This window comes from Loktanella agnita, from assembly GCF_046640325.1.
Classification (GTDB): Bacteria; Pseudomonadota; Alphaproteobacteria; order Rhodobacterales; family Rhodobacteraceae; genus Yoonia; species Yoonia agnita.
Genome location: NZ_JBJMBF010000018.1, coordinates 1 through 20,701, shown reverse-complemented (window position 1 = coordinate 20,701; position 20,701 = coordinate 1). Strand labels below are relative to the sequence as shown.

22 protein-coding genes and 1 tRNA gene are annotated in these 20,701 nt (G+C 55.7%); 17 read left to right on the top strand and 6 right to left on the bottom strand.

From position 1 onward, the window contains the following. The first annotated feature begins 133 nt into the window (after positions 1 to 133). From ACJ5NV_RS17270 to iolB, 9 genes are all read left to right on the top strand, one after another. On the top strand, positions 134 to 1,054 hold the full coding sequence (locus ACJ5NV_RS17270; RefSeq protein ID WP_411645808.1) for a sugar ABC transporter substrate-binding protein: 921 nt from the start codon (positions 134 to 136) through the stop codon (positions 1,052 to 1,054). A gap of 128 nt (positions 1,055 to 1,182) precedes the next feature. Next, complete coding sequence (locus ACJ5NV_RS17265) at positions 1,183 to 2,304, top strand: ABC transporter permease (protein ID WP_411645714.1); 1,122 nt, start codon at positions 1,183 to 1,185, stop codon at positions 2,302 to 2,304. A 1-nt stretch (position 2,305) separates the two neighbouring features. After that, complete coding sequence (locus ACJ5NV_RS17260) at positions 2,306 to 3,088, top strand: ATP-binding cassette domain-containing protein (protein ID WP_411645712.1); 783 nt, start codon at positions 2,306 to 2,308, stop codon at positions 3,086 to 3,088. Between the two features lie 94 nt (positions 3,089 to 3,182). Continuing rightward, a complete protein-coding gene (iolG, locus tag ACJ5NV_RS17255; RefSeq protein ID WP_411645710.1) occupies positions 3,183 to 4,178 on the top strand; it encodes an inositol 2-dehydrogenase in 996 nt (331 codons plus the stop codon). Further along, the gene (locus ACJ5NV_RS17250; RefSeq protein ID WP_411645708.1) at positions 4,171 to 6,093 is read left to right on the top strand and encodes a bifunctional 5-dehydro-2-deoxygluconokinase/5-dehydro-2-deoxyphosphogluconate aldolase; all 1,923 of its coding nucleotides are present in this window, start codon (positions 4,171 to 4,173) and stop codon (positions 6,091 to 6,093) included. The genes iolG and ACJ5NV_RS17250 overlap by 8 nt, the downstream gene beginning before the upstream one ends. A 10-nt stretch (positions 6,094 to 6,103) precedes the next feature. Continuing rightward, positions 6,104 to 7,933 (top strand): 3D-(3,5/4)-trihydroxycyclohexane-1,2-dione acylhydrolase (decyclizing), encoded by a 1,830-nt coding sequence (iolD, locus tag ACJ5NV_RS17245; protein WP_411645707.1) that lies wholly within the window; start codon positions 6,104 to 6,106, stop codon positions 7,931 to 7,933. Beyond that, entirely contained in the window at positions 7,934 to 8,839 is a 906-nt protein-coding gene (gene iolE / locus ACJ5NV_RS17240; RefSeq protein ID WP_411645705.1) for a myo-inosose-2 dehydratase, read from the top strand. After that, positions 8,836 to 9,045 (top strand): hypothetical protein, encoded by a 210-nt coding sequence (locus ACJ5NV_RS17235; protein WP_411645703.1) that lies wholly within the window; start codon positions 8,836 to 8,838, stop codon positions 9,043 to 9,045. Before iolE ends, ACJ5NV_RS17235 begins: the two co-directional genes overlap by 4 nt. Continuing rightward, positions 9,038 to 9,844 carry a 5-deoxy-glucuronate isomerase gene (iolB, locus tag ACJ5NV_RS17230; RefSeq protein WP_411645702.1) on the top strand — a complete coding sequence of 269 codons (807 nt, stop codon included), beginning with the start codon at positions 9,038 to 9,040 and terminating at the stop codon, positions 9,842 to 9,844. The genes ACJ5NV_RS17235 and iolB overlap by 8 nt, the downstream gene beginning before the upstream one ends. Here iolB and ACJ5NV_RS17225 read toward each other — a convergent pair. Next, complete coding sequence (locus tag ACJ5NV_RS17225; protein WP_411645701.1) at positions 9,841 to 10,887, bottom strand: Atu2307/SP_0267 family LLM class monooxygenase; 1,047 nt, start codon at positions 10,885 to 10,887, stop codon at positions 9,841 to 9,843. The two genes, iolB and ACJ5NV_RS17225, sit on opposite strands and share 4 nt — an antisense overlap. Positions 10,888 to 10,957: 70 nt before the next feature. Next, a complete protein-coding gene (locus ACJ5NV_RS17220; protein ID WP_411645699.1) occupies positions 10,958 to 11,320 on the bottom strand; it encodes a DoxX family protein in 363 nt (120 codons plus the stop codon). Between the two features lie 115 nt (positions 11,321 to 11,435). On the opposite strand from ACJ5NV_RS17220, the gene ACJ5NV_RS17215 reads away from it, so the two are divergent. Continuing rightward, positions 11,436 to 12,323, top strand: coding sequence for a LysR family transcriptional regulator (locus ACJ5NV_RS17215; protein ID WP_411645698.1), 888 nt, complete (start codon positions 11,436 to 11,438; stop codon positions 12,321 to 12,323). A 78-nt stretch (positions 12,324 to 12,401) separates the two neighbouring features. On the opposite strand, the gene ACJ5NV_RS17210 is transcribed toward ACJ5NV_RS17215, so the two are convergent. Together ACJ5NV_RS17210 and ACJ5NV_RS17205 are read right to left on the bottom strand one after the other, a co-directional pair. Continuing rightward, positions 12,402 to 13,025 (bottom strand): dioxygenase family protein, encoded by a 624-nt coding sequence (locus ACJ5NV_RS17210; RefSeq protein WP_411645696.1) that lies wholly within the window; start codon positions 13,023 to 13,025, stop codon positions 12,402 to 12,404. Positions 13,026 to 13,130: 105 nt separating this feature from the next. Beyond that, positions 13,131 to 13,310, bottom strand: coding sequence for a hypothetical protein (locus ACJ5NV_RS17205; RefSeq protein WP_411645695.1), 180 nt, complete (start codon positions 13,308 to 13,310; stop codon positions 13,131 to 13,133). 6 nt (positions 13,311 to 13,316) lie between these two features. Here ACJ5NV_RS17205 and ACJ5NV_RS17200 point away from each other — a divergent pair, with 6 nt between their 5' ends. The 7 genes from ACJ5NV_RS17200 to ACJ5NV_RS17170 all read left to right on the top strand — a co-directional run bounded on the left by ACJ5NV_RS17200 (position 13,317) and on the right by ACJ5NV_RS17170 (position 19,525). Next, complete coding sequence (locus ACJ5NV_RS17200) at positions 13,317 to 13,709, top strand: hypothetical protein (RefSeq protein ID WP_411645693.1); 393 nt, start codon at positions 13,317 to 13,319, stop codon at positions 13,707 to 13,709. After that, complete coding sequence (locus tag ACJ5NV_RS17195; RefSeq protein ID WP_411645691.1) at positions 13,687 to 14,214, top strand: site-specific integrase; 528 nt, start codon at positions 13,687 to 13,689, stop codon at positions 14,212 to 14,214. The genes ACJ5NV_RS17200 and ACJ5NV_RS17195 overlap by 23 nt, the downstream gene beginning before the upstream one ends. Before the next feature lie 197 nt (positions 14,215 to 14,411). Further along, positions 14,412 to 14,912: a hypothetical protein gene (locus ACJ5NV_RS17190; RefSeq protein ID WP_411645689.1), complete on the top strand. Its 501-nt coding sequence runs from the start codon at positions 14,412 to 14,414 to the stop codon at positions 14,910 to 14,912. Beyond that, a complete protein-coding gene (locus ACJ5NV_RS17185; protein WP_411645688.1) occupies positions 14,890 to 15,357 on the top strand; it encodes a hypothetical protein in 468 nt (155 codons plus the stop codon). Before ACJ5NV_RS17190 ends, ACJ5NV_RS17185 begins: the two co-directional genes overlap by 23 nt. Further along, positions 15,354 to 16,037, top strand: coding sequence for a hypothetical protein (locus ACJ5NV_RS17180; protein WP_411645686.1), 684 nt, complete (start codon positions 15,354 to 15,356; stop codon positions 16,035 to 16,037). Before ACJ5NV_RS17185 ends, ACJ5NV_RS17180 begins: the two co-directional genes overlap by 4 nt. Positions 16,038 to 16,417: 380 nt before the next feature. Continuing rightward, a complete protein-coding gene (locus ACJ5NV_RS17175; RefSeq protein WP_411645684.1) occupies positions 16,418 to 16,822 on the top strand; it encodes a response regulator in 405 nt (134 codons plus the stop codon). A 129-nt stretch (positions 16,823 to 16,951) separates the two neighbouring features. Then, positions 16,952 to 19,525 carry an ATP-binding protein gene (locus ACJ5NV_RS17170; RefSeq protein ID WP_411645683.1) on the top strand — a complete coding sequence of 858 codons (2,574 nt, stop codon included), beginning with the start codon at positions 16,952 to 16,954 and terminating at the stop codon, positions 19,523 to 19,525. 470 nt (positions 19,526 to 19,995) lie between these two features. Here ACJ5NV_RS17170 and ACJ5NV_RS17165 read toward each other — a convergent pair whose 3' ends face one another. Both ACJ5NV_RS17165 and ACJ5NV_RS17160 read right to left on the bottom strand, forming a co-directional pair. Continuing rightward, complete coding sequence (locus tag ACJ5NV_RS17165; protein ID WP_411645681.1) at positions 19,996 to 20,196, bottom strand: hypothetical protein; 201 nt, start codon at positions 20,194 to 20,196, stop codon at positions 19,996 to 19,998. Positions 20,197 to 20,388: 192 nt separating this feature from the next. After that, positions 20,389 to 20,465 (bottom strand) — tRNA-Met (locus tag ACJ5NV_RS17160). Between the last annotated feature and the right edge of the window lie 236 nt (positions 20,466 to 20,701).

Sequence of the window (20,701 nt, the reverse complement as noted above, 5' to 3'; positions counted from 1 at the left end):
AAATTTGTGTTGCTCTATAAGCATTATGGAACGTAAATTCCAAATGGAGGACGGTTGATTCGTCCTGTTCGGTTCGGAGGAAGGAACCGGTAACGACCAATGGGAGGTTCAAATGAAAAAGACTTTTACCGCAATGGCTGCGGCTGCTTTCGCAGTTGTAGGCGTCGTCGCACCGGCACAAGCTGAAGGCGAACGCTACGTTCTCGTAAGCCACGCTCCAGACAGCGACAGTTGGTGGAACACAATCAAAAACGGTGTGGCCCTTGCCGGCGACCAGATGGGTGTTGAGGTTGAATACCGCAACCCGCCAACTGGTGACTTGGCAGATATGGCGCGTATCATAGAGCAGGCCGCTGCGTCTGGCCCTGATGGCATCATTACAACACTTGCAGATTACGATGTGCTGTCCGGCTCAATTCAATCTGCAGTTGATAGCGGTGTTGACATCATCATTATCAACTCCGGCTCTCCTGATCAGGCCCGTGAACTCGGCGCTTTGATGTATGTCGGCCAGCCTGAGTACGACGCAGGTTTCGCTGCTGGTCAGCGTGCTGCAGGTGACGGCATTGGTTCCTTCTTGTGCGTTAACCACTACATCAGCTCCCCGTCTTCGACTGAGCGTTGCCAAGGTTTCGCAGACGGTCTGGGCGTAGAGCTCGGCAGCCAGATGATCGATTCCGGTCAGGATCCGGCGGAAGTTAAGAACCGTGTTCTTGCTTACCTGAACGCCAACCCTGAAACAGACGCTATCCTAACACTTGGGCCAACTTCTGCTGACCCAACTATCCTTGCTCTGCAAGAAAACGGTATGGCTGGCGACATCTACTTTGGTACTTTCGATCTAGGTGACGAAATCGTTAAAGGTCTGAAAGACGGTACAGTCAACTGGGGTATCGACCAGCAGCCATTCCTGCAGGCCTACCTGCCGGTTGTGGTTATGGCCAACTACCACCGTTACGGCGTTCTGCCGGGCAACAACATCAACTCCGGTCCTGGCTTCGTGACCGCCGACGGCCTGGAAAAAGTTGAGCAGTTCGCAGGCGAATACCGCTAAGCACTCCTCCCTGTCGGGACCGGGTGATTTGTCTGGTCCCGACAAATCCTGAGTCGTGGCGTTCGTTCGAGATGTCCCGAGCCTGAAGACAAACTACTTTACAATTAAAAACCAGAGGAAGGTGCGCCATGACCGGCAGTACGCAAGCGGGAGCATCGGACGAACGGATCAAGGAACAATCCTTCGTACGAAAGGCTCTAATCCGTCCTGAACTCGGTGGCATCGTAGGTGCCATCGCGGTTTTCACATTTTTTCTTTTGACAGCGTTTGATAGCGGCATGTTCAGCGCACCGGGTGTGATGAACTGGACCGTTGTTGCGGCACAATTCATGATTATCGCGGTGGGTGCCTGCCTGCTTATGATCGCTGGCGAATTCGACCTGTCGGTCGGATCCATGATCGGCTTTGCCGGTATGATGATAGCGATCTTCTCAATCACACTTGGCTGGCCTGTTTGGATGGCCATTCTGATGACCTTTGTCATCTGTATCGCGATTGGCGCGGTCAACGGCTGGATTGTGATCCGCACGGGGCTGCCAAGCTTTATCGTGACCCTTGCATTCCTGTTCATCCTGCGTGGATTTACCATTTTCTTCCCGCAAGCCCTTGAGCGGAAGACAATTATTGGCGGTATCAGTGATGCAGCCGAGGGCGATTGGCTTGCGACGATCTTTGGCGGCAAAATCGGCGGCTCTTTCTTCCAGATGCTGGGCGATGCGGGCATTATTGGTGTGTTTGAACGCGGTAATCGCATTGGAGAACCTGTTGTCGATGGCATCCCGATGCTGATAGTCTGGGCGCTGGCGCTGGTGACTTTTGGTCATATCCTGTTGACACGCACGCGCTTTGGAAACTGGATCTTCGCATCCGGTGGCGACGCCGAAGCTGCACGCAACTCCGGTGTTCCGGTGAACAAGGTCAAAGTGCTGATGTTCATGTTTACAGCTTTCTGCGCGACCGTCTTCGCTGCTTGTCAGGTGATGGAGTTCGGGTCTGCGGGCGCGGATCGTGGTCTGCTCAAAGAATTCGAAGCGATTATTGCGGTTGTTATCGGGGGAGCATTGCTGACCGGTGGGTACGGATCGGTGATCGGGGCCGCCTTGGGCGCGCTGATCTTTGGGGTCGTGCAGCAGGGTCTATTCTTTGCGGGCGTTGAAAGCTCCCTCTTCCGTGTGTTCTTGGGCGCCATCCTGTTGGGTGCGGTTATCCTGAACACATACATCCGTCGCTTGATCACAGGGGAGCGTTAATATGTCTGATCCCATTATCGAAATGAAGAATATCCAAAAGCACTTTGGCTCCGTCATCGCGCTGGCGGGTGTCTCGGTCGACGTCAAGCCGGGCGAATGTCACTGCCTTTTAGGTGACAATGGTGCGGGCAAGTCCACCTTCATCAAAACGATGTCGGGGGTTCACAAGCCCACATCAGGCGAGATCTTCTTTGAAGGCAAGCCGATGAGCTTTCAGAACCCACGCGATGCGATGGAAGCAGGCATTGCGACCGTGCACCAGCATCTTGCCATGATCCCGTTGATGAGTGTCAGCCGGAACTTCTTTATGGGGAACGAACCCGTCAAGAAGGTGCTTGGAATGAACTTCTTGGACCAGAAGAAGGCCGATGAGATCACCATGACAGAGATGCGTAAAATGGGCATCAACCTGCGGGGACCTGATCAGGCCGTTGGCACCCTGTCTGGTGGTGAGCGCCAAACCGTCGCCATTGCGCGCGCTGTTCACTTCGGCGCGAAAATCCTGATCCTTGATGAACCCACATCCGCTTTGGGTGTGCGTCAAACGGCCAACGTTTTGAGCACAATTCACAAAGTGCGCGAACAGGGTATCGGCGTCGTTTTCATTACGCATAACGTGCGTCACGCTTTGGCTGTTGGCGATCGCTTTACAGTGCTCAACCGCGGGCAAACGCTTGGGACAGCGAAACGTGGCGAGATCGAATATGACGAGCTGCACGATATGATGGCTGGCGGTGAGGAACTTACCAAACTGGTACCTGAAATGGGCAAAGCTGCGCAGTAAAGTGATCTCACAACAGCCGACCGAAGGCTCGGCTGTTTTCCCTTATTACGCTCATTTGGCCAATGGCCACGAAGCACCTACGAAAGCAAACCAAATGTTGAAAGTTAGTCTTCTCGGCGCAGGTCGTATTGGCTGGGTCCATGCCAAGGCGATCTCGTCTTACGCAGGAAGTGAACTGGTTGCTGTTTCGGATCATTTCCCCGAAAACGCAGAAAAGCTGGCTGCTGAATTCAATTGTGCTGCACGCACAACCGACGACATTATCGCAGATCCCGCCATTGATGCGGTCCTGATTGCGACGTCGACGGACACCCATTCCGACCTTATGGAAAAAGCCACGCAGGCTGGCAAAGCCGTGCTGTGTGAAAAGCCCGTTGATCTAAGCCTTGAGCGTGCACGCGCCTGCCAGAAGGTTGTCGCTAAAACCGGCAAGCCCGTAATGATCGGGTTCAACCGCCGGTTTGACCCCAGCTTCAACGCTTTGAAAAAGGCACTGGATGCAGGCGAGATTGGCAAGGCTGAATTGCTCAGCATTACATCCTTTGATCCGGCCCCGCCGCCCGTGTCCTACGTCAAAGTGTCCGGCGGGTTGTTTCGCGACATGATGATCCACGATTTTGACATGTCCCAATTCATACTCGGCGTGACGCCGGTGAATATTACCGCAGTTGGTAGCAGCATTGTCGATCCGGAAATTGGCGCGGCTGGGGATGTAGACACCGCCGTTGTGACGATGACCTATGCGGACGGGCGCATCGCAGTGATCAAAAACTCTCGCCGTGCGGCATACGGCTATGACCAGCGCATTGAGGTTCTCGCCTCTGACGGCATGTTACAGGCGAAAAACCTACTCGAAAACCTTGTCGTGAAATCCACCAGTTCCGGTGTGACAGAGGCGAAACCAACGTTGTTCTTCCTGGAGCGTTACATGTCCGCCTACACCGCAGAGTGGGACAGCTTCGTCACGGCAGTCACTAAAGGCACGAAAATGCCGGTCACCCTTGAAGAGGGCGTCAATGCGCTTGCAATGGCCGAAGCCGCAACACTGTCAGCCAAAGAGGGTAAACCAGTGAGGATCGAAGATGTCTAAGCTAGATTTAATCACAATCGGACGGTCTTCTGTTGACCTTTACGGTGCGCAGATCGGCGGGCGCCTTGAGGATATGGGATCTTTTGACAAATATATCGGTGGATCACCCACAAACATCGCCTGTGGCACCGCGCGTCTGGGCCTCAAATCGGCTGTCATTACAGGTGTGGGCGACGAACATATGGGTCGTTTTATCGCCGAACAGCTTGCCCGCGAAGGCGTCAATACTGACGGCGTCAAAGTTGATGCGGAGCGTTTGACGGCTCTGGTTCTATTGGGCATCCGCGACGAGGACCAGTTCCCGCTGATTTTTTATCGTGAAAATTGCGCGGATATGGGGCTGACCGAAGATGACATCGATCCTGCTTTCATCAAATCCGCCCGCGCCGTTGTCGCTACGGGGACGCATCTGAGCAATGTGCAGGTCGAAGCCGCGACATTGAAGGCGCTCAGGCTGGCGCGTGAGAACGGCCAAAAAACCGCGCTGGATATTGATTACCGCCCGAACCTTTGGGGGGTCGCAGGCCACGGCGATGGCGAAAGCCGTTTTGTGGAAAGCGCGGCGGTGACAGCAAAGCTTCAGACTTCGCTGCATCTGTTTGACATGATCGTCGGGACAGAGGAAGAGTTTCACATCGCCGGCGGCTCAACCGACACGATCGAAGCCCTGCGCGCTGTGCGTGCTGTGTCCGGTGCAACGCTTGTGTGCAAGCGCGGTGCGGATGGCGCGGTGGCCTTTACCAGTGACATCCCGGACACCCTGGACGAAGGCCAAGCCGGACCCGGTTTCCCAATTGAGGTGTTCAATGTTCTTGGTGCGGGCGACGGTTTCATGTCCGGCCTTCTGAAAGGCTGGCTTGATGGCGAAGATTGGCCAACCGCATTGAAATACGCCAATGCCTGTGGTGCATTCGCGGTATCACGCCATGGATGCACACCTGCCTATCCCAGCTGGGATGAGTTGCAGTTCTTCTTTGAACGCGGTGTCCAGCGGCCTGATTTGCGCAACGATGCCGTGCTTGAACAAGTGCATTGGGCCACGAACCGCCATACACTGACGAACGGCACATGGGATCAGGTGCGCACTTTCGCCTTTGACCACCGTTTGCAGCTGGAAGAGATGGACGGCTATTCCCTTGAAAAAGGCGGCGCGTTCAAAGAGCTCTGCCTTGATGCCGCCCTTCAGGTCCAGAATGGTCAACCCGGGTATGGTATCCTGTGTGATAACCGTATCGGGCGTCGCGCGCTGCATCGTGCCACGGGAAATGGCCTTTGGATTGGCCGCCCGACAGAGGACCCCGGATCGCGCCCTATCCAGTTCGAGGACGATTTGGGCGAAGATTTCGGTCGCCTCAGGGAGTGGGCCCGTGAAAACGTGGTCAAGCTGTTGGTATTCTGTCATCCGGACGACGACGACAAGACACGCGCCATGCAAGAGGCCCGTGTGAAACGCCTGTTTACGGCCGCGCGTCGCAACAATCTGGAATTTCTGCTTGAGGTGATCCCGTCGAAAGTGGGCGCTGTTGATGACAAGACAACGGCCACCTTGATCCAGCAATTTTATGATATTGGCGTCTACCCCGATTGGTGGAAGCTAGAGCCATTCACAACCGATGAAGCTTGGCAAAACGCAGTCCACGCGATCGAGCGCAACGATCCCCGGACCCGCGGTATCGTTGTGTTGGGGTTGGACGCCTCAGAGGACGAATTGGCAGCAAGCTTCGCCATGGCGGCCAAACAGCCGCTTGTGAAAGGTTTCGCTGTGGGTCGCACAATCTTTGGCGATGCGGCGCGCGCGTGGCTAAAGGGTGATATGTCTGATGCTGAAGCCATGTCTCAAATGGCGGACCGCTTTCAGCGGCTTTGCGATATTTGGGACCATGCCCGCCAAGAAGCCCGGCTGAACGCAGCCTAAGGAGCAAACCATGACAAAGACGATCCGTTTGACCGCAGCGCAGGCCTTGGTGCGTTATATCAATGCCCAGATGAACGAGGATGGGGTGCCGTTTATCGCTGGATGCTGGGCGATTTTTGGCCACGGTAATGTTGCCGGTTTGGGTGAGGCGCTGCATGGCGCCAAAGACACGCTGATCACGTATCGGGGCCACAATGAACAGACGATGGCCCATGCGGCGATTGCCTATTCCAAGCAGCTCAAACGCAAACGGGCCATGGCAGTGACTTCTTCCATTGGACCAGGTGCGTTGAACATGGTGACGGCGGCTGGCCTTGCCCATGTGAACCGCTTGCCCGTCTTGTTTTTGCCTGGTGATGTCTTTGCAAACCGTGGTCCTGATCCGGTGTTGCAACAGATCGAAAACTTCGGCGACGGTACCGTGAGCGTGAATGATTGTTTCAAGCCGGTCAGCCGTTACTTTGATCGCATCTCGCGGCCCGAACATCTGCTGACAGCCTTGCCGCGTGCCTTCCGCACGATGACCGACCCTGCCGATTGCGGGCCCGTGACTTTGTCCATGTGCCAAGACGTGCAGGCAGAAGCTTTTGATTATCCCGTCAGTTTCTTTGAGCCGCAGATTTGGTATCAGCGCCGAATTCGTCCCGATACGGGCGAACTGGCCCGCGTGACCGAGGCTGTGAAAGCGGCCCAAAACCCCGTGATCGTGGCGGGCGGCGGCGTGCATTATTCTGATGCATGCGCCGATTTGCAGTCCTTTGCCGAAACGCATGGCATTCCCGTGGCCGAAACGCAGGCGGGCAAATCAGCGCTGGCTTGGGATCACCCGTTAAACCTTGGGCCCATCGGTGTCACAGGCGGCGAGCCTGCAAATGAGGTCTGCGCCAAAGCCGATCTTGTTTTGGGCGTTGGCACGCGTTTTCAGGATTTTACAACGGGATCGTGGGGGCTTTTTGCCAATCCTGCGCGCAAGATCATCAGCCTGAATACGGCGGCCTATGATGCAGCAAAGCACGGCGCGATGCCGCTTATGGCCGATGCCAAAGTGGGTCTTACCGAACTGGGTGCCGCTTTGGGCAGTTACAGGGCCGACATGCCAGCCGCTGCGTTGAAAGAGGACTGGTTTGACAAGGTCGACCCGCTAACAGATGCGCCAAAGGACGACGCACTGCCCACCGACATGCAGGTTATCGGGGCGGTGCAACGCAGCGCCACTGAGGACACCGTGGCCATGTGTGCCGCAGGCACCATGCCTGGTGAATTGCACAAACTGTGGAAAGCGGGCAAGCCCGGCGCTTACCATATGGAATACGGGTTCTCTTGCATGGGCTACGAGATTGCGGGTGCCATGGGCATCAAGATGGCGCAGCCGGAACGGGACGTTATCTGTTTTGCAGGTGATGGCACCTACATGATGGCGAACTCTGAAATGGCGACGGCGGCGATGCTCGGTATTCCTTTCACCACCGTGATCACCGACAATCGCGGCTACGGCTGCATCAACCGTTTGCAAATGGGCACCGGCGGGGCTGAGTTTAACAATCTGCTGGTGCATTCAACGGGCGGTGAGAATTCCAACATTGATTTCGCGGCGCATGCCGGGTCAATGGGTGCGACTTCGATCAAGGTCAGCACGATCACTGAACTGGAAGCCGCACTTGCCAAACGTCACGAGATCAAAGGCCCCTATGTCGTTGTGATCGACACAGACCCTTACCCATCTACGCCACATGGTGGAACGTGGTGGGACGTGGGCGTTCCGGAAGTATCCGAGCGCGGCGAGGTCGTTGAGGCCTTTGCGAATTATCAAGAAAACAAAAAATCCCAAAGGATCGACTAAATGGCCGTTAAAATTGGCATTTCCTTGATCGCTTGGCAGAACGATGATTTGCCAGAGCTAACCAAAGACTACACCACCGAAGGCGCCATGGAAGACGCTGCACGCATTGGCTACAGCGGCGTTGAACGCGGCCGCAGAATGCCAACCGATACCGAAGGTTTACGAACTTACTTGGATGAATACGGGGTTGCACTCTGTGGCGGCTGGTGTTCGGCTAACCTGATGGTGTCAACCGTTGAGCAGGAAAAAGAAGCCATTGCCGAGCAGGTAGAACAATTCGCGGCCCTGAACGCACCGTGCATCGTTTATGCGGAATGTTCCAACACAATTCAGGGCGCGATGGGCGTGCCCGTGTCGACCCGTCCAAAGCTAACGCGGGACGAGGTATTGGCCTATGCGGCCAAGCTGTCAGAACTTGCCAAGTGGAGCGAAGGGCAAGGGGTGAAGTTGGCCTATCACCACCATATGGGCGCGATGGTGCAGGACGCCGAAGACATCGATTGGCTGATGGAGGGCTCCAGCCCCGAACTGGGTTTGCTGTATGACACGGGCCATTTGCATTTTGCAGGGGCTGACCCTGTTGCCGTTCTGGATAAATGGGCGCACCGCGTGCACCACGTGCACTACAAAGACGTGCGCCAACCTGTTCTCGATCAAATCCATGCCAATGACGCCAGTTTTCTTGACGCGGTGGCAGGCGGCGCCTTCACTGTACCCGGTGACCCTGATGGGTGTATCGACTTTGACGCTGTGACGGCGAAGCTAAAGGCAATGGATTACGCAGGCTGGATCGTTGTCGAGGCGGAACAAGACCCCGCACGCGCAGCTCCTGATACATATTCGAAAATGGGGTATGACTATATCTTGGCCGCCTGTGCCAAGGCTGGGCTGGTCGTGACGAAATGATAAAACTCTTTGGCCTCAACCATCCGTTCTTCAAACCACTGATACGGCGGGTTCTCACGTTGGTTGCGGTCGGGTTTTATGGCCTGTTTGAACTAACGTTCGGCCACCCGGGATGGGTTGCATTTGCTGCGGCCCTTTTTGCAATTTGCACATATGCGTTTTTCATAGCCTTTGATCCCGAAGATAAAGGAAACAACGATGTCTGATCTGCTCAAGAAACCTTTTGGTAATCGTGGCAAAGTTCATCAGATCACTCCTGAATCTGCAGGTTGGCGGTATGTCGGGTTCTCGCTTTATAAACTTAAAGCGGGCGACACAGCGGCTGAGGCCACTGGCGACAACGAAGTGATCCTCGTGATGGTCGAAGGCAAGGCCAAGATCACAGGCGCGGATCAGAATTGGGGCGTGTTGGGCGAACGCATGAACGTCTTTGAAAAGACACCGCCCCATTGTTTGTACCTGCCCAACGGCACCGAATGGGAAGCCACGGCTGAGACCGACTGCGTGGTGGCCGTCTGCATTGCCCCAGGCAAAAGTGGCCACAAGGCGCGCCGCATTGGACCCGACGGCATCACCCTCACCGAACGCGGCAAAGGCACCAACACACGTCACATCAACAATATCGCAATGGAAAACGAAGACTATTGCGACAGCCTGCTTGTCACCGAGGTGTTTACACCCGCAGGTCATTGGTCGTCTTATCCGTCGCACCGCCATGACGAAGACGACTACCCGCGCATCACCTATCTGGAAGAAACCTACTATCACCGCCTGAACCCCGCGTCGGGGTTTGGTATCCAGCGGGTTTATACCGATGACAGCCAACTTGATGAGACGATGGCGGTCAGCGACGGCGATGTTGTCTGCGTGCCACGCGGCCACCATCCTTGCGGTGCGCCTTACGGGTTTGAGATGTATTACCTCAACGTCATGGCGGGCCCCAAGCGCAAATGGCGCTTTGTTGCGGCACCCGAGGTCGAATGGATCATGGAACGCGACGCCTAGTCCGGCTCCGACCGGATGATACCCCGCACAGCCGGTGCGACTTCAGTACCTAACAGTGTAATCGACTTTTGCATCTGTTCGGTTTCCAAAGCAGCCGTGCTCATCTGAAACGTGATCCGCGAGATGCCCCCCATTGTTGCGTCAGCAGCGATCACCTTGTCGCGGACGGTTGCGGGGCTGCCCACAAGGAAGGCGCCGTCAGGGCCGCAAAGCGCATTGAACTGCGCACGACTAGGGGGTGGAAAGCCGCGTTCGCGCCCGATCTTGCGGAACATGCGTTCCCACCCGGGATAGAACGCATCGCGGGCGGCATTATCGGTTTCAGCGACAAAACCTATGGCATGGATCGAAATCTTGAGATCTTCGCGGCTATGACCCGCCTGCGCGCCCGCGGCATAATAGAGATCGACAAGCGGACGGAACCGCTCAAAGCTGCCGCCGATGATGGCGATCATCAATGGCAACCCCAGAGAGCCTGCACGCGAAAACGATCCCGGCGTGCCGCCCACCCCAAGCCAGATTGGCAACTTTTCCTGAACCGGTCGCGGGAACACCCCTTGTCCGGTCAGCGCAGGCCTGAAGCGGCCCTGCCAAGTGACGTGGGTTTCTTCATTCAACTGCATCAGCAGCCCTAGTTTTTCGGCAAATAACGCATCGTAGTCTTCGCGTGCAAAACCAAACAACGGATAGGCTTCGGCAAACGATCCGCGTCCTGCCACGATTTCTGCGCGCCCGTTCGTGATCAGATCGATCGTCGCGAAATCCTGAAAGACGCGCACGGGGTCCGCTGCGCTTAGCACCGTGACTGCACTGTTCAGCCGGATATTCTTTGTGCGTGCGGCGGCGGCTGCCAGAATGATTGCCGGGGATGCATCCAGAAATTCTGCGCGGTGATGTTCGCCCACGCCAAAACTGTCGAGACCGACAAGGTCGGCGGTTTCGATTTCTGCCAGAAGGTTTTCCATGCGCTGGACAGCCCCCGCTGGGCTGCGGTTGTCCATTTCGGGAAGGAAGGCTGCAAAGCTGTCGATGCCGATTTCCATAACTGTTCCTGCCTGCAAGTAAACGAAAAGGGGCCGCGCACCGGTTTGTGCGGACCCCTGATTATTGTTTCTAGGCTGCGGCCTTACCGAGCGGGTCTTTCAACTGTGCGCGGTGCAAATAGATGACAGCCACACAGATCAGTCCAAGAATTACGGCCGGCACAGCGGATGGACCGAGAATAAGCAGATGTGCCAGAACGGCGCCAACCATTGTTGCACCAAGTACAACTGCACCAGCTACTTGCTTGCCTGGCAGCCAGAGCAAGATCGGCGCCGCAACTTCGATTGCGCCTGTCACATAGCGGAACCATTGGCCAACGCCGATCGCGTCAAACGTGCCAACCATCATTTCTACACCTGCCAATTTGGCAAGGCCTGCCGCGACGAACGCGAGTGTCAGAAGGCCGCGCAGGGCGAGAGAGAGATACTTCATTTGGATTGTCCTTAGGTCTCTTGTTTTCGTTGAGTCTTCATTTAGAGTGTCGCAATCTTGCAATCAATGTGCGTAATATTGCAGGATATGCGCGGATAATGTACAGGTTGCTAGATTGGACAAATGGACAGAATTACGCACGGCCTATCATGTGGCGCGTTTGGGTACGGTCAGCGCTACCGCAGATGCGCTTGGGCTGCACCGCGCCACCGTGAACCGTCATATCGACGCGCTGGAGGATGAGTTCAAAGCCAAAATCTTTATCCGGCATGCACGCGGCTATTCGTTGACCGAGGTGGGGCAGGATGTTTTGCGTGTCGGCCAGAAAGCCGAAGACCTGATCGAGGATCTGACCGGACGCGTGCGGGGTGGTAACGCCCAGATCGAGGGCGAAATAAAACTCACGTTGCTACCTCCGTTTGCAGGTTTGCTGATGGGGGCCATTGACGGGTTCCGCGCAGAAAATCCACAGTGCGTCGTTCAGGTTGACGTAGGCGAGGATCTGGCCCGACTGGAATACGGTGAGGCCCATATCGCCCTGCGCGCAGGAGGCAAGCCCGAACATCCTGATTACGTGGTCACGCAATTCGGCGATATCGGTTTTAGCCTCTATGCTCATGACAGCTATTTGGTGCGGCGTGGGGCACCTGATGTGTCTGACGGTTTTGCAGGCCATGTTTTTGTCCTGCCCGAATTTCCCCACGAACGACTACCGTTCGGCAGTTGGATCAAGGACAATATTCGCCCCGAAATGGTGGCCTTATCTTCGCGCGATATCGGTGTAATCGAAGAAGCCATTAGCGCAGGGCTGGGCATCGGCTTTATGGGAAATATAGAGGCACAAAGGCGTGGCAATCTACATCCCATTCTCCCCGCGCAGGCGGAATGGAAAATTTCCGGTTGGCTCGTGACCCATGTCGATTTGCACCACACCCAAAAGGTGCAGGCCATGTTGAACAGTATCAAGGCACACAGCCCATTGACCAAAGGCCGCTCGCGTTGAAACCTGTCAGGCGTGGCTTGATCAAGCGCGCATATTAAGACGAGATCATCTGTTAAGCCATCGGTGTCGCTTCAGCGATCACACGACAACATCCACAACGGCCTGTTCGATACCGTCAACGACTCCAAAGACCATAGAGACGGCCGCCGCATCGTTTTGGGATAGCCTACCAAAAATCCGGTCGCGGCCATTTGCGGGATGGTCAGCGATATAGAACTGCGTAGTCAAAACTTCGCGGTCGCCGTCAAAGACTTTGACATGAATGTGCGGTGTGCGACCGGGGTAGGTTACGGGCTTGATCGTCCGAAACGCATAATCACCACTATCCCCTGTAATGTCATGGCCAAAGCCCTGAAACGCCGCGTCAAATTCGATGTTTTGACGGTCCCCTGTGTGCAGGTATTTGCCGTTCATGTCGCATTGCCAGATTTCGATGCGCCGCCCGGCTAGAGGGACACCATCACCATCAAGAACACGCCCTTTTAACATGAAAACGTCGCCGCCGGCCTCTTGGACAGAGTCAAGAATTTTGACAAGATCATTGTCCACATCAGCGCGCCGCATCGTGGGTGTTGGATAAAAGGGACCCTCTGTTGCGCTTGGTGTTTGCGCTGCAGCGAGGATCGGTTTGGCCGTGGCAAATCCAAAAACGCCGAGGGCCCAAGTCAACACTCTGCGGCGTGGGTGATTTGAGTTTTTCATAAGGCGTCTCCAGTTGTGGTTCGATCATTATACGAAGCAGCTGGTCTTTTTGTCGCTCAGACCAATGTTTTTTTCATCAAGACCGATCCCCTTTACGTCGCGCGCTCACTCATCTGATAAAGGTCGAACAAGCGCTCTGTCCTCGCGCATGATTTTCTCGATCAGATCAGCGACAGTACGCACGCGGCGGGTACTACGCTGATTTTTGTTCCAGACTGTCCAATAGGTGCGGGTAACTGCTTTTTTGGGACAAAGCCGAACAAGACCTGCTTTGTCTGACGCCATAAAGTCATGGCAAATGCCGATGCCGGCACCAGCACAGACCGCTTCAAACTGACCGATGGCGGTTTAGATTTCGACGTCCAAACGCCAGTCTCGCAAAAACTCCTGTGCGTAGTTCAGTTCTGCAGTATAGACCAGATCATCCACATACCCAATCAGGCTGTGGGATTGGCGATCCTCAAACTGGCCAAAGAGGACACCCGCTGGTCCGGCACCATGACCGAGCTGAAGACCGTCCTGCGCAACCGCTATCCGCTCCTGACAGAAGACGCCTACAGCTTCCCACGGCAGGAAAACAAGCTCTCAACAGCCATCCGCCGGATCATCCCGCCCCTGCGGCGGATGGGTGTCGAGATCAGCTTCACCCGGATTGCTGCCCGTGCGTGTCGAACAGACGAATGACTGGCGTGATATCCTTGATGCACTTCCCACGTTCCTAAAACAAATCGAGCAGGATCATCGTCGGCCCGCATCGTTCTTACCGATCAGGTTTATTCTGCTATCGACCCGCCACGCAAAAGAGTGCCGTCTGGCAACCTGGCAGCAGTTCGACATGGAAGCGGCGATATGGCGGTTCCCAGCGATGCAAAAAGCTGGAGGTGTAATGGTTGAGGTGAAATTGCATGACGGGCTGCTGCAGATCCTCAAGAGGGCATCGACACACGCACATGGCGTTGATGAGGGGTATGTGTTTCCTAGCCGACAGGGTATCGATCAACCGTTTGCCGGTGAGTCGCTGAGTATGTCCTTGAAACGTGCTGGCTACGATCTTGTACCGCTGGATTTTGGACGTGCCTATAAATGCTGGACCGAGCAGGAAGGCGGTGGTGATCTTCTGGCATGGAGGAGGCGCCTTCAGATTGCCGATGCTTCAGATTTGCCTGCAAATAGTTTAGATTCCGAGTAACGTATACTTCGGGGCTTGACCTCGCCGTGCAAATAGGTGCCTCTATTGAGCATGAATATGCGAAGCTACAACAACCTCATATCCGCGATCTGACTTGTCCCTAGCCGGGATCGGTATTGCGCTGCGCGTTTCAGAATTTCCAAAGATGTGCTCATAATGCCGGTTCCTGACCTGTCTTTTGGATATGGAAACTGACTGTGAAGCGTATCAAAATTATCGACGTACCCCTCTATGAAACGGACCCAAATGTGATCGCTGATCACCTGACAGACTTCTTGAAAGCAGTCCGCAAATCGAAATTTCAAAACGTGACGAGCGAAGCCAACGACAGCTATGCAGGCTTTGATGACATCGACGTTTTCGGAGATGAGTCATCTGACAGCGTTGAGTTGTCATACAGCGACAAGCGCCGCATTACAGCGAAGGCAAATAAGCTATCGAAGCGCCGTGTCGCAGCCGCCGGCGTCTCTCACCTTAAGAGCGAAGAGTATGACCGACTGAAACCTTCTGTCGGGAGTATGCAGATCGTCATGGCCAAAGATCTGAATTGGGCAGATGAAATCGCTGCGGAGCTCCACTCGCACATGCCCTGGATGGGGCGGGCAACAGAATACGCCTGGCATGCCCTGCAGCGGTCCGCACAGCGTGGCGAACCTGTCCTGAAGGCCAGCGCAGATGAACGGACAAATCCTGCATAGTGGTTTTGATGGTCTGCGGTTCACCATTCAGACAGAGATCACGGCAGAGCTACGCGCGGAACTGGCCGGAGCCAAAGCCCATGCCAGACAATCGGGCAATGATTGCGATCTGCATTTTGGCAGACAGGTTCTGTCGGTCACGCAAGGTGGTGGACGCAATTTCACCTGCCACACCGGAGAGCTTGGGGCCGTCTGGATGTTCCAAGACCCCGACGACCGTGTTCCCAATAATCCCGGAGTAACAGTCGATTTCCGCGCGTTCGGTTTGGCAACTGGCGGGCTGGACCACGCAGAACGGCATTTCCGGGACATGATGACCGCCCTTGGCATTCCTTACGCAGAGCATCAGCTGCGCGTCTCGCGCGTGGACTTTGCCGTGGACATACTGGCCCCTTGGTTTGAGCCTGACAGGCTCGCCCTGATCACCCCACCCGGACCAAGGTGACAGAATATACCGGGATCGATGAGACCGCGACGCAAGCCACCGGCGGGCGCGTGACGGGCCTGCGCGCCGGGGCTGTCAATAACCGCCAGCTCGCGATCTACGACAAGCGTATCGAGATCATGCAGAAGGCCAAAGACGGTTGGCTGGAAATCTGGAATGCGGAACGCTATTCTTGCCAACAGGCACCACTTGACCTGAGCGACCGCGACCAAAGCCAAATCTGGCGGTTCGAGTTGCGCTTGGGGCAAAAGCAACTGCGCGGCAGGTTCGAGATGCATACATGGCAAGACCTGCGCGACACGCTGGGGGATGCGTATAACGACGCTTTGGGGCGCTTGCGCTACTGCATCCCCACAAATGACAGCAACCGCGCCCGGTGGCCCGTACATGAGCTGTGGCGGTTATTCGAAGACACCATCGGCAATGACCTGTCTGCACATTGCTGCGGCGTACAACCCGACCAAGTGATCTATGCCAACCGCACCGCCAAAATGCGCGAACTGGACCGGCAACTATTGGGACTATTCGTCAGCCGCGCGGCTGTGTCAGACGTGGCACCGGCAGACTTCTACGACTTCATGGAACGCCACATCGATGCCCTGCAGCGCTACAGCGAAGAACACCCGAAGACTTTAGAGGAACGGCTGCAGAAGGCCAGTGGGCGCTATCGGTGGACGTAAAGTTGGGCGGGAAGGAGACCTTCGCTGCGGTTGCGTGACTTTTTGGCGCGACGACTAAAGCGGACTTTGGACCTGACCTCAGCGATCTGTTAAAGTTACAGGCAGAGGGTGGGAAGGGGTCGTTAGCCATAGATGTGCAAGCAATTCCGTTCTTATGTATCAGGGGAGCTTCCGTACGGCGTCCGAGCTCCAGCGTGTAGCGAACATGCATCAAGTTATTTGTGATGCCGCATTGGCCGTCCGCCTTGCAGCTTCGGACCCTGGTCCGCAATGCTTGCCGCAAAACACAGTTTGGTGCATGCTCACCCGAAAGGGGTGAAAAACGCTATTAGCTTGACGGCAAATTACAGATACAGAAATCAATTCAATCGGACCATTTCATGCGCCATCTAATTATCGCTGAAGACGATCCCGAGCTTACGAACGTATATAGATCGTTTGCTGAACGCGCTGGTTGGAATGTCCAGACGTGCAACTCGGGGGCCGGCATCAAAGCGTTGTTGGCTCAGGGGGATGAGCCGGTCCTCTTGCTGATCGATATCAACATGCCAGAAAAAGATGGCATCGAGGCAATCGATGACATTCTCTCCGTGCCCAGACCAATGCGTCTACGTTTTATGACCGGTGGGGACGATGCGCCGATCGTGGCCGCAAAGATGATCGCCGCGGCGCGTGATCTATCGGTGGGCAAGAATGTCTATAAACCCATCCCGAAAGAACGCTTCCTCGACATTCTGGAAAACGAAGCGGAGTTCCTTGATCAGATAGCAACGCGTGACGATTGACATGCGAAAGGAATACCCCCCCCCCTCAATTCCGGCCTCATACCCGCTCCCTTTCATCGCATGCCGCTGTGACGGCAGCTTTTTCTGAGTGTTCTTCATCACGGAAACCCAAAAAACGAGCGTCCTGCGATGAGTGAAATTTTCGCATCCATCATCGACACCGCTGTGGCGACCACTTTGCTTGGCGCGACATTGGCGTTCGTCTTCCTGTACCGGAACAAGCCACGGACTGGGGCGGTGCACCGCAGCTTGCTTGGTCTGGCCTTCGGCATCACTTCGGCGCTTATGGTGCGCGCCGGATATGAACTGCCAAACCAAGCGGGGCTGATAAACGGCGTCTCTGGCCCATTAGTTTTTGCGGCGTACATCGGCGGGCCGCTGAGCGGGCTGATCGCGTTTCTCTTCGCTGGTGTCACCCGCTATGTCATGGGGGGCGAGTTGCACCCCGTTGGCGTAGCGGTAGAGGCAGGTTATGTCCTTGCAGGTCTTTGGATGCAAAGGCTGGCGCCGTTCGAAAAATGGCCCAATCCTCCGATACGCACGGTTCCACTTGCTATCGCATTGGCCTGCACGGTGGTCGTCGTCGGATATCTGGTTGTAGCCAACCGGACCGGCTTTGCCTATGTTCTGTCGGGCTTGCCGATTTTGGGCATCGCCCTCGCCGCGCAGGCTGTATCCGTCTCTCTGGTATGGTTCGTAGTTCGGGATCTTGCGCGCTTGAGTGATGCAAGGCGTCAGAGCGCGACACGCGACCGCCAGATGCAATTGTTGTTCAAAGAGGCCGGTGTCGGTGCGTTCAGCAACAATCCCGACGATGCCGGTACCGGTTCGTTTGACGCAACGCCCGACGCCAGTGGCTTCTTCTGGAGCGATAGCCTTCTTGAGATGTACGGCATTCAAGACGTACCGCCAGAGCAACGCGCACAAGCCTACGCAGATCTGATCCATCCCGAAGATCGCGACGAAATGCTGGGCAATGGCGTCCGAGCAATAAGTGGTGACAACGCCATGACGCATGATTTTGGCCGGATTTACAAGACCACCGGCGAGATGTTGTATGTCAAGCGGGTCTGGCATTTCAACGAAACGCAGAATGGGCAGAATGCGACGCTGTTCGGTCTGAACATTGACTTGACCGACATCTGGAACCTGCGCACACAAAACAACGAGACCGCCGAACGTCTCAAACTGGCGATCGAGGGCCTTCCGGGTTTGGTCTTCCAAGCGATCATTGCACCCGACCGGATCGTAAAGAACATCTACCTTAGCGACAAGATTATTGATATCTGGGGCATTTCCCCTCAGCAGGCCTACGACGATCCAAACGTGTTGGGCGACCTGCTTCCGAATGACGTGTTTCAGGTGGTCTTTCAAAAGATCGTTGAAAGCGCTCGAACCGGCACGCCGGTGTATGTGCGGCATCAAGTACCCCCGGGCTGGGCTGATTTCCACGGCCAAGCCACGGACCTGGGCGATGGCACCTATCGCATTGAAGGGGTTCTGATCGACGTCAACGCCGAAGTGGCCGCGCAGCAGGATGCGGAACGCCAAGCCAAGATCGCCCAAAGCGCGCAGCGCATGGAAAGTATTGGCAAGCTGACCGGCGGCATTGCGCATGACTTCAACAACCTTCTCGCGATCATCATGGGCAATCTCGAGTTGCTCAAGGATGACGAGGCAGACATCGTACGTCAGCGCTACATTCAGGCCGGACTGGAAGCGACCGCACGGGGGGCGGCGCTTACGCGGGCCATGCTCGCCCACGCGCGCAAGGCGCGTCTCGCCCCCGAAATGCTGGAACTTAACTGTGTCGTCCGAAACTCAAAAAACTGGATGGAACGCGCCCTACCAGCGGCGATCGAGATCGAAACCTCGCTTCTGGCCGGTCTTTGGCACACAAAGCTTGATCGGGCGTCGCTTGAAAGCGCGCTGTTGAATCTGTTGCTGAACGCCCGCGACGCCATGAAAGGGCAAGGCAAGCTAACCATCGAAACGGCCAATGTGCGCATCGACCAAAGCTACGCCGATCAGCGTGACGAAGAGTTGCAACCGGGCCGCTATGTCATGCTTGCGGTCAGTGATACCGGATCAGGCATCGACCCCGATACGCTGAAGGAGATCTTTTCACCCTTCTTCACAACCAAGGGGCCAAGCGGAGGCTCTGGCATGGGACTGGCCATGGTGGAAGGCTTCGTCAAACAATCGAACGGTACGGTCCAAGTCTATACCGAGCTTGGTGTTGGCACGACGTTCAAGCTGTACTTTCCCGCCGTGAATGCACCGGCGCCTTGCCCATCGGACGATGCTACGGCGCGGTTCGATGCGACAGCCCATGATGCTGGGCGGATCTTGCTTGTCGAAGACGAACTGCAGGTCCGGCAGGTGCTTGCAACCATGCTGCGCAGTGCAGGCTATGATGTGGTCGAGGCGGCAAGCGGGGATGATGCGCTGAGGGTGTTCCAAAGCTCGGCGGCCTTTGATTTGCTTGTCACCGATATCGTCATGCCCGGCACGCTTCAGGGCACGACTCTGGCCAAGGCAATTCGGGCTTTGGATCCGGAATTGCCCATGATCTTCCTGTCCGGTTATGCCAGCGAGGCAACCGTCCATGGCAATGGTCTGCGTCCAGCGGACATACGCCTGATGAAGCCTGTCGCCAAATCCGACTTTCTGAATGCTGTTGCGGACGCTTTGGGGTCATAAGCGGTTTTGGGAAAAAGCCAAAATCGCGGACTTGGGCAGTACGCCTGCCGCCTAAACGGGGCGACCCTAGCACCAAAATCGGCAAAAGCGATCACTTCTGTGCTTCAAATGGCGTTGATTGCCTCTTCCAATTCCACTCGGTCTCCCGCAATCAGATTGTTCGTGCCAATAATCGCCCTGGTTTCGGTTGCACCCACTGGCGACCAACCAGCCCCGCCTTCGAGCTCTTAGATTTCGGCCTTGAAGCGCAACCCATTCAAGATAGGAATATCTACAACATCTCCGTCAGCTGATCGACGTTTGACCCTCTCCAAAATGCTGTACAGTGCACGAATGTCGGCAATGCGGAATGCGACCGCAGTATCAGAGTTGGTTGGTGAATGTCTCTTATGGGCCGGGAGCCGGCACACCCCCGCTCAGTGGCCTAGACGCCGCTTGTAGGGCCGACTTAGCCTGCCCTGTCGTGTTTGCTAGTTCTTTGTGGCGTCCGTTTCGCGCCGGTCTTTGGCCTCGCTCTCGTGGCGTGCCTTGCGCAGGCGGGCGACCTTGTCTTGGCGTTTCTTCGTCTCTGCGTCGGTGATTTCCTTGACTGCGCGGGTCGTCTTTTCCATCGGTGTCTCATTCCGAGGCTGTGCAGTTGTGAACCCGTCCAGTTTAGATGTCTTGGTCATGCTAGAATCTCCTAAAAGTATGTTTCGGGATCGTGCTGGTTGGACTCGGTTGGATTGATGAGGCTTGCCCGTTGCAGTGTTACCACAGCACTGACTTCGCCTCGCTTGCTTCCACAGTGCTTCCACGGGGTTTAGAAACGCAGACGCCGCCCCGGAGGGCGGCGTATAAGCATTTGATAATGCGTTGTTTTTTGGTTGCGGGAGTAGGATTTGAACCTACGACCTTCAGGTTATGAGCCTGACGAGCTACCGAGCTGCTCCATCCCGCGCCAATTTTTGCTGTGTATGAGGTTCGTGGGGTGATCACAACCCCTGTTTAGTAAGAATCCTAATTTTGGTCAAGATTTGCAGCAGAGCACTGTTGAACGCACGCAACCTGTTGCTCTGCTACCCAACCTTGGACCGCCTGGAGCTGGAATTTCCCGGCTCTGTGCTCTGCTACCCAACCTTCTGCCACTGAGGGCCAGAGTTTTTCGTCGTTTTGCTCTGCTACCCAACCTTCTGC

What these genes read in the sequence shown, in the direction of transcription:
- iolG (WP_411645710.1), top strand. Translation starts at nt 3,183, where the DNA reads ATGTTGAAAGTTAGTCTTCTCGGCGCAGGTCGTATTGGCTGGGTCCAT.
- ACJ5NV_RS17225 (WP_411645701.1), bottom strand. Translation starts at nt 10,887, where the DNA reads ATGGAAATCGGCATCGACAGCTTTGCAGCCTTCCTTCCCGAAATGGAC.
- ACJ5NV_RS17170 (WP_411645683.1), top strand. Translation starts at nt 16,952, where the DNA reads ATGAGTGAAATTTTCGCATCCATCATCGACACCGCTGTGGCGACCACT.
- ACJ5NV_RS17210 (WP_411645696.1), bottom strand. Translation starts at nt 13,025, where the DNA reads ATGAAAAACTCAAATCACCCACGCCGCAGAGTGTTGACTTGGGCCCTC.
- ACJ5NV_RS17270 (WP_411645808.1), top strand. Translation starts at nt 134, where the DNA reads ATGGCTGCGGCTGCTTTCGCAGTTGTAGGCGTCGTCGCACCGGCACAA.
- ACJ5NV_RS17250 (WP_411645708.1), top strand. Translation starts at nt 4,171, where the DNA reads ATGTCTAAGCTAGATTTAATCACAATCGGACGGTCTTCTGTTGACCTT.
- iolB (WP_411645702.1), top strand. Translation starts at nt 9,038, where the DNA reads ATGTCTGATCTGCTCAAGAAACCTTTTGGTAATCGTGGCAAAGTTCAT.
- ACJ5NV_RS17235 (WP_411645703.1), top strand. Translation starts at nt 8,836, where the DNA reads ATGATAAAACTCTTTGGCCTCAACCATCCGTTCTTCAAACCACTGATA.
- ACJ5NV_RS17200 (WP_411645693.1), top strand. Translation starts at nt 13,317, where the DNA reads ATGGCAAATGCCGATGCCGGCACCAGCACAGACCGCTTCAAACTGACC.
- ACJ5NV_RS17185 (WP_411645688.1), top strand. Translation starts at nt 14,890, where the DNA reads ATGAACGGACAAATCCTGCATAGTGGTTTTGATGGTCTGCGGTTCACC.
- ACJ5NV_RS17220 (WP_411645699.1), bottom strand. Translation starts at nt 11,320, where the DNA reads ATGAAGTATCTCTCTCTCGCCCTGCGCGGCCTTCTGACACTCGCGTTC.
- ACJ5NV_RS17175 (WP_411645684.1), top strand. Translation starts at nt 16,418, where the DNA reads ATGCGCCATCTAATTATCGCTGAAGACGATCCCGAGCTTACGAACGTA.
- ACJ5NV_RS17205 (WP_411645695.1), bottom strand. Translation starts at nt 13,310, where the DNA reads ATGGCGTCAGACAAAGCAGGTCTTGTTCGGCTTTGTCCCAAAAAAGCA.
- iolE (WP_411645705.1), top strand. Translation starts at nt 7,934, where the DNA reads ATGGCCGTTAAAATTGGCATTTCCTTGATCGCTTGGCAGAACGATGAT.
- ACJ5NV_RS17165 (WP_411645681.1), bottom strand. Translation starts at nt 20,196, where the DNA reads ATGACCAAGACATCTAAACTGGACGGGTTCACAACTGCACAGCCTCGG.
- iolD (WP_411645707.1), top strand. Translation starts at nt 6,104, where the DNA reads ATGACAAAGACGATCCGTTTGACCGCAGCGCAGGCCTTGGTGCGTTAT.
- ACJ5NV_RS17260 (WP_411645712.1), top strand. Translation starts at nt 2,306, where the DNA reads ATGTCTGATCCCATTATCGAAATGAAGAATATCCAAAAGCACTTTGGC.
- ACJ5NV_RS17265 (WP_411645714.1), top strand. Translation starts at nt 1,183, where the DNA reads ATGACCGGCAGTACGCAAGCGGGAGCATCGGACGAACGGATCAAGGAA.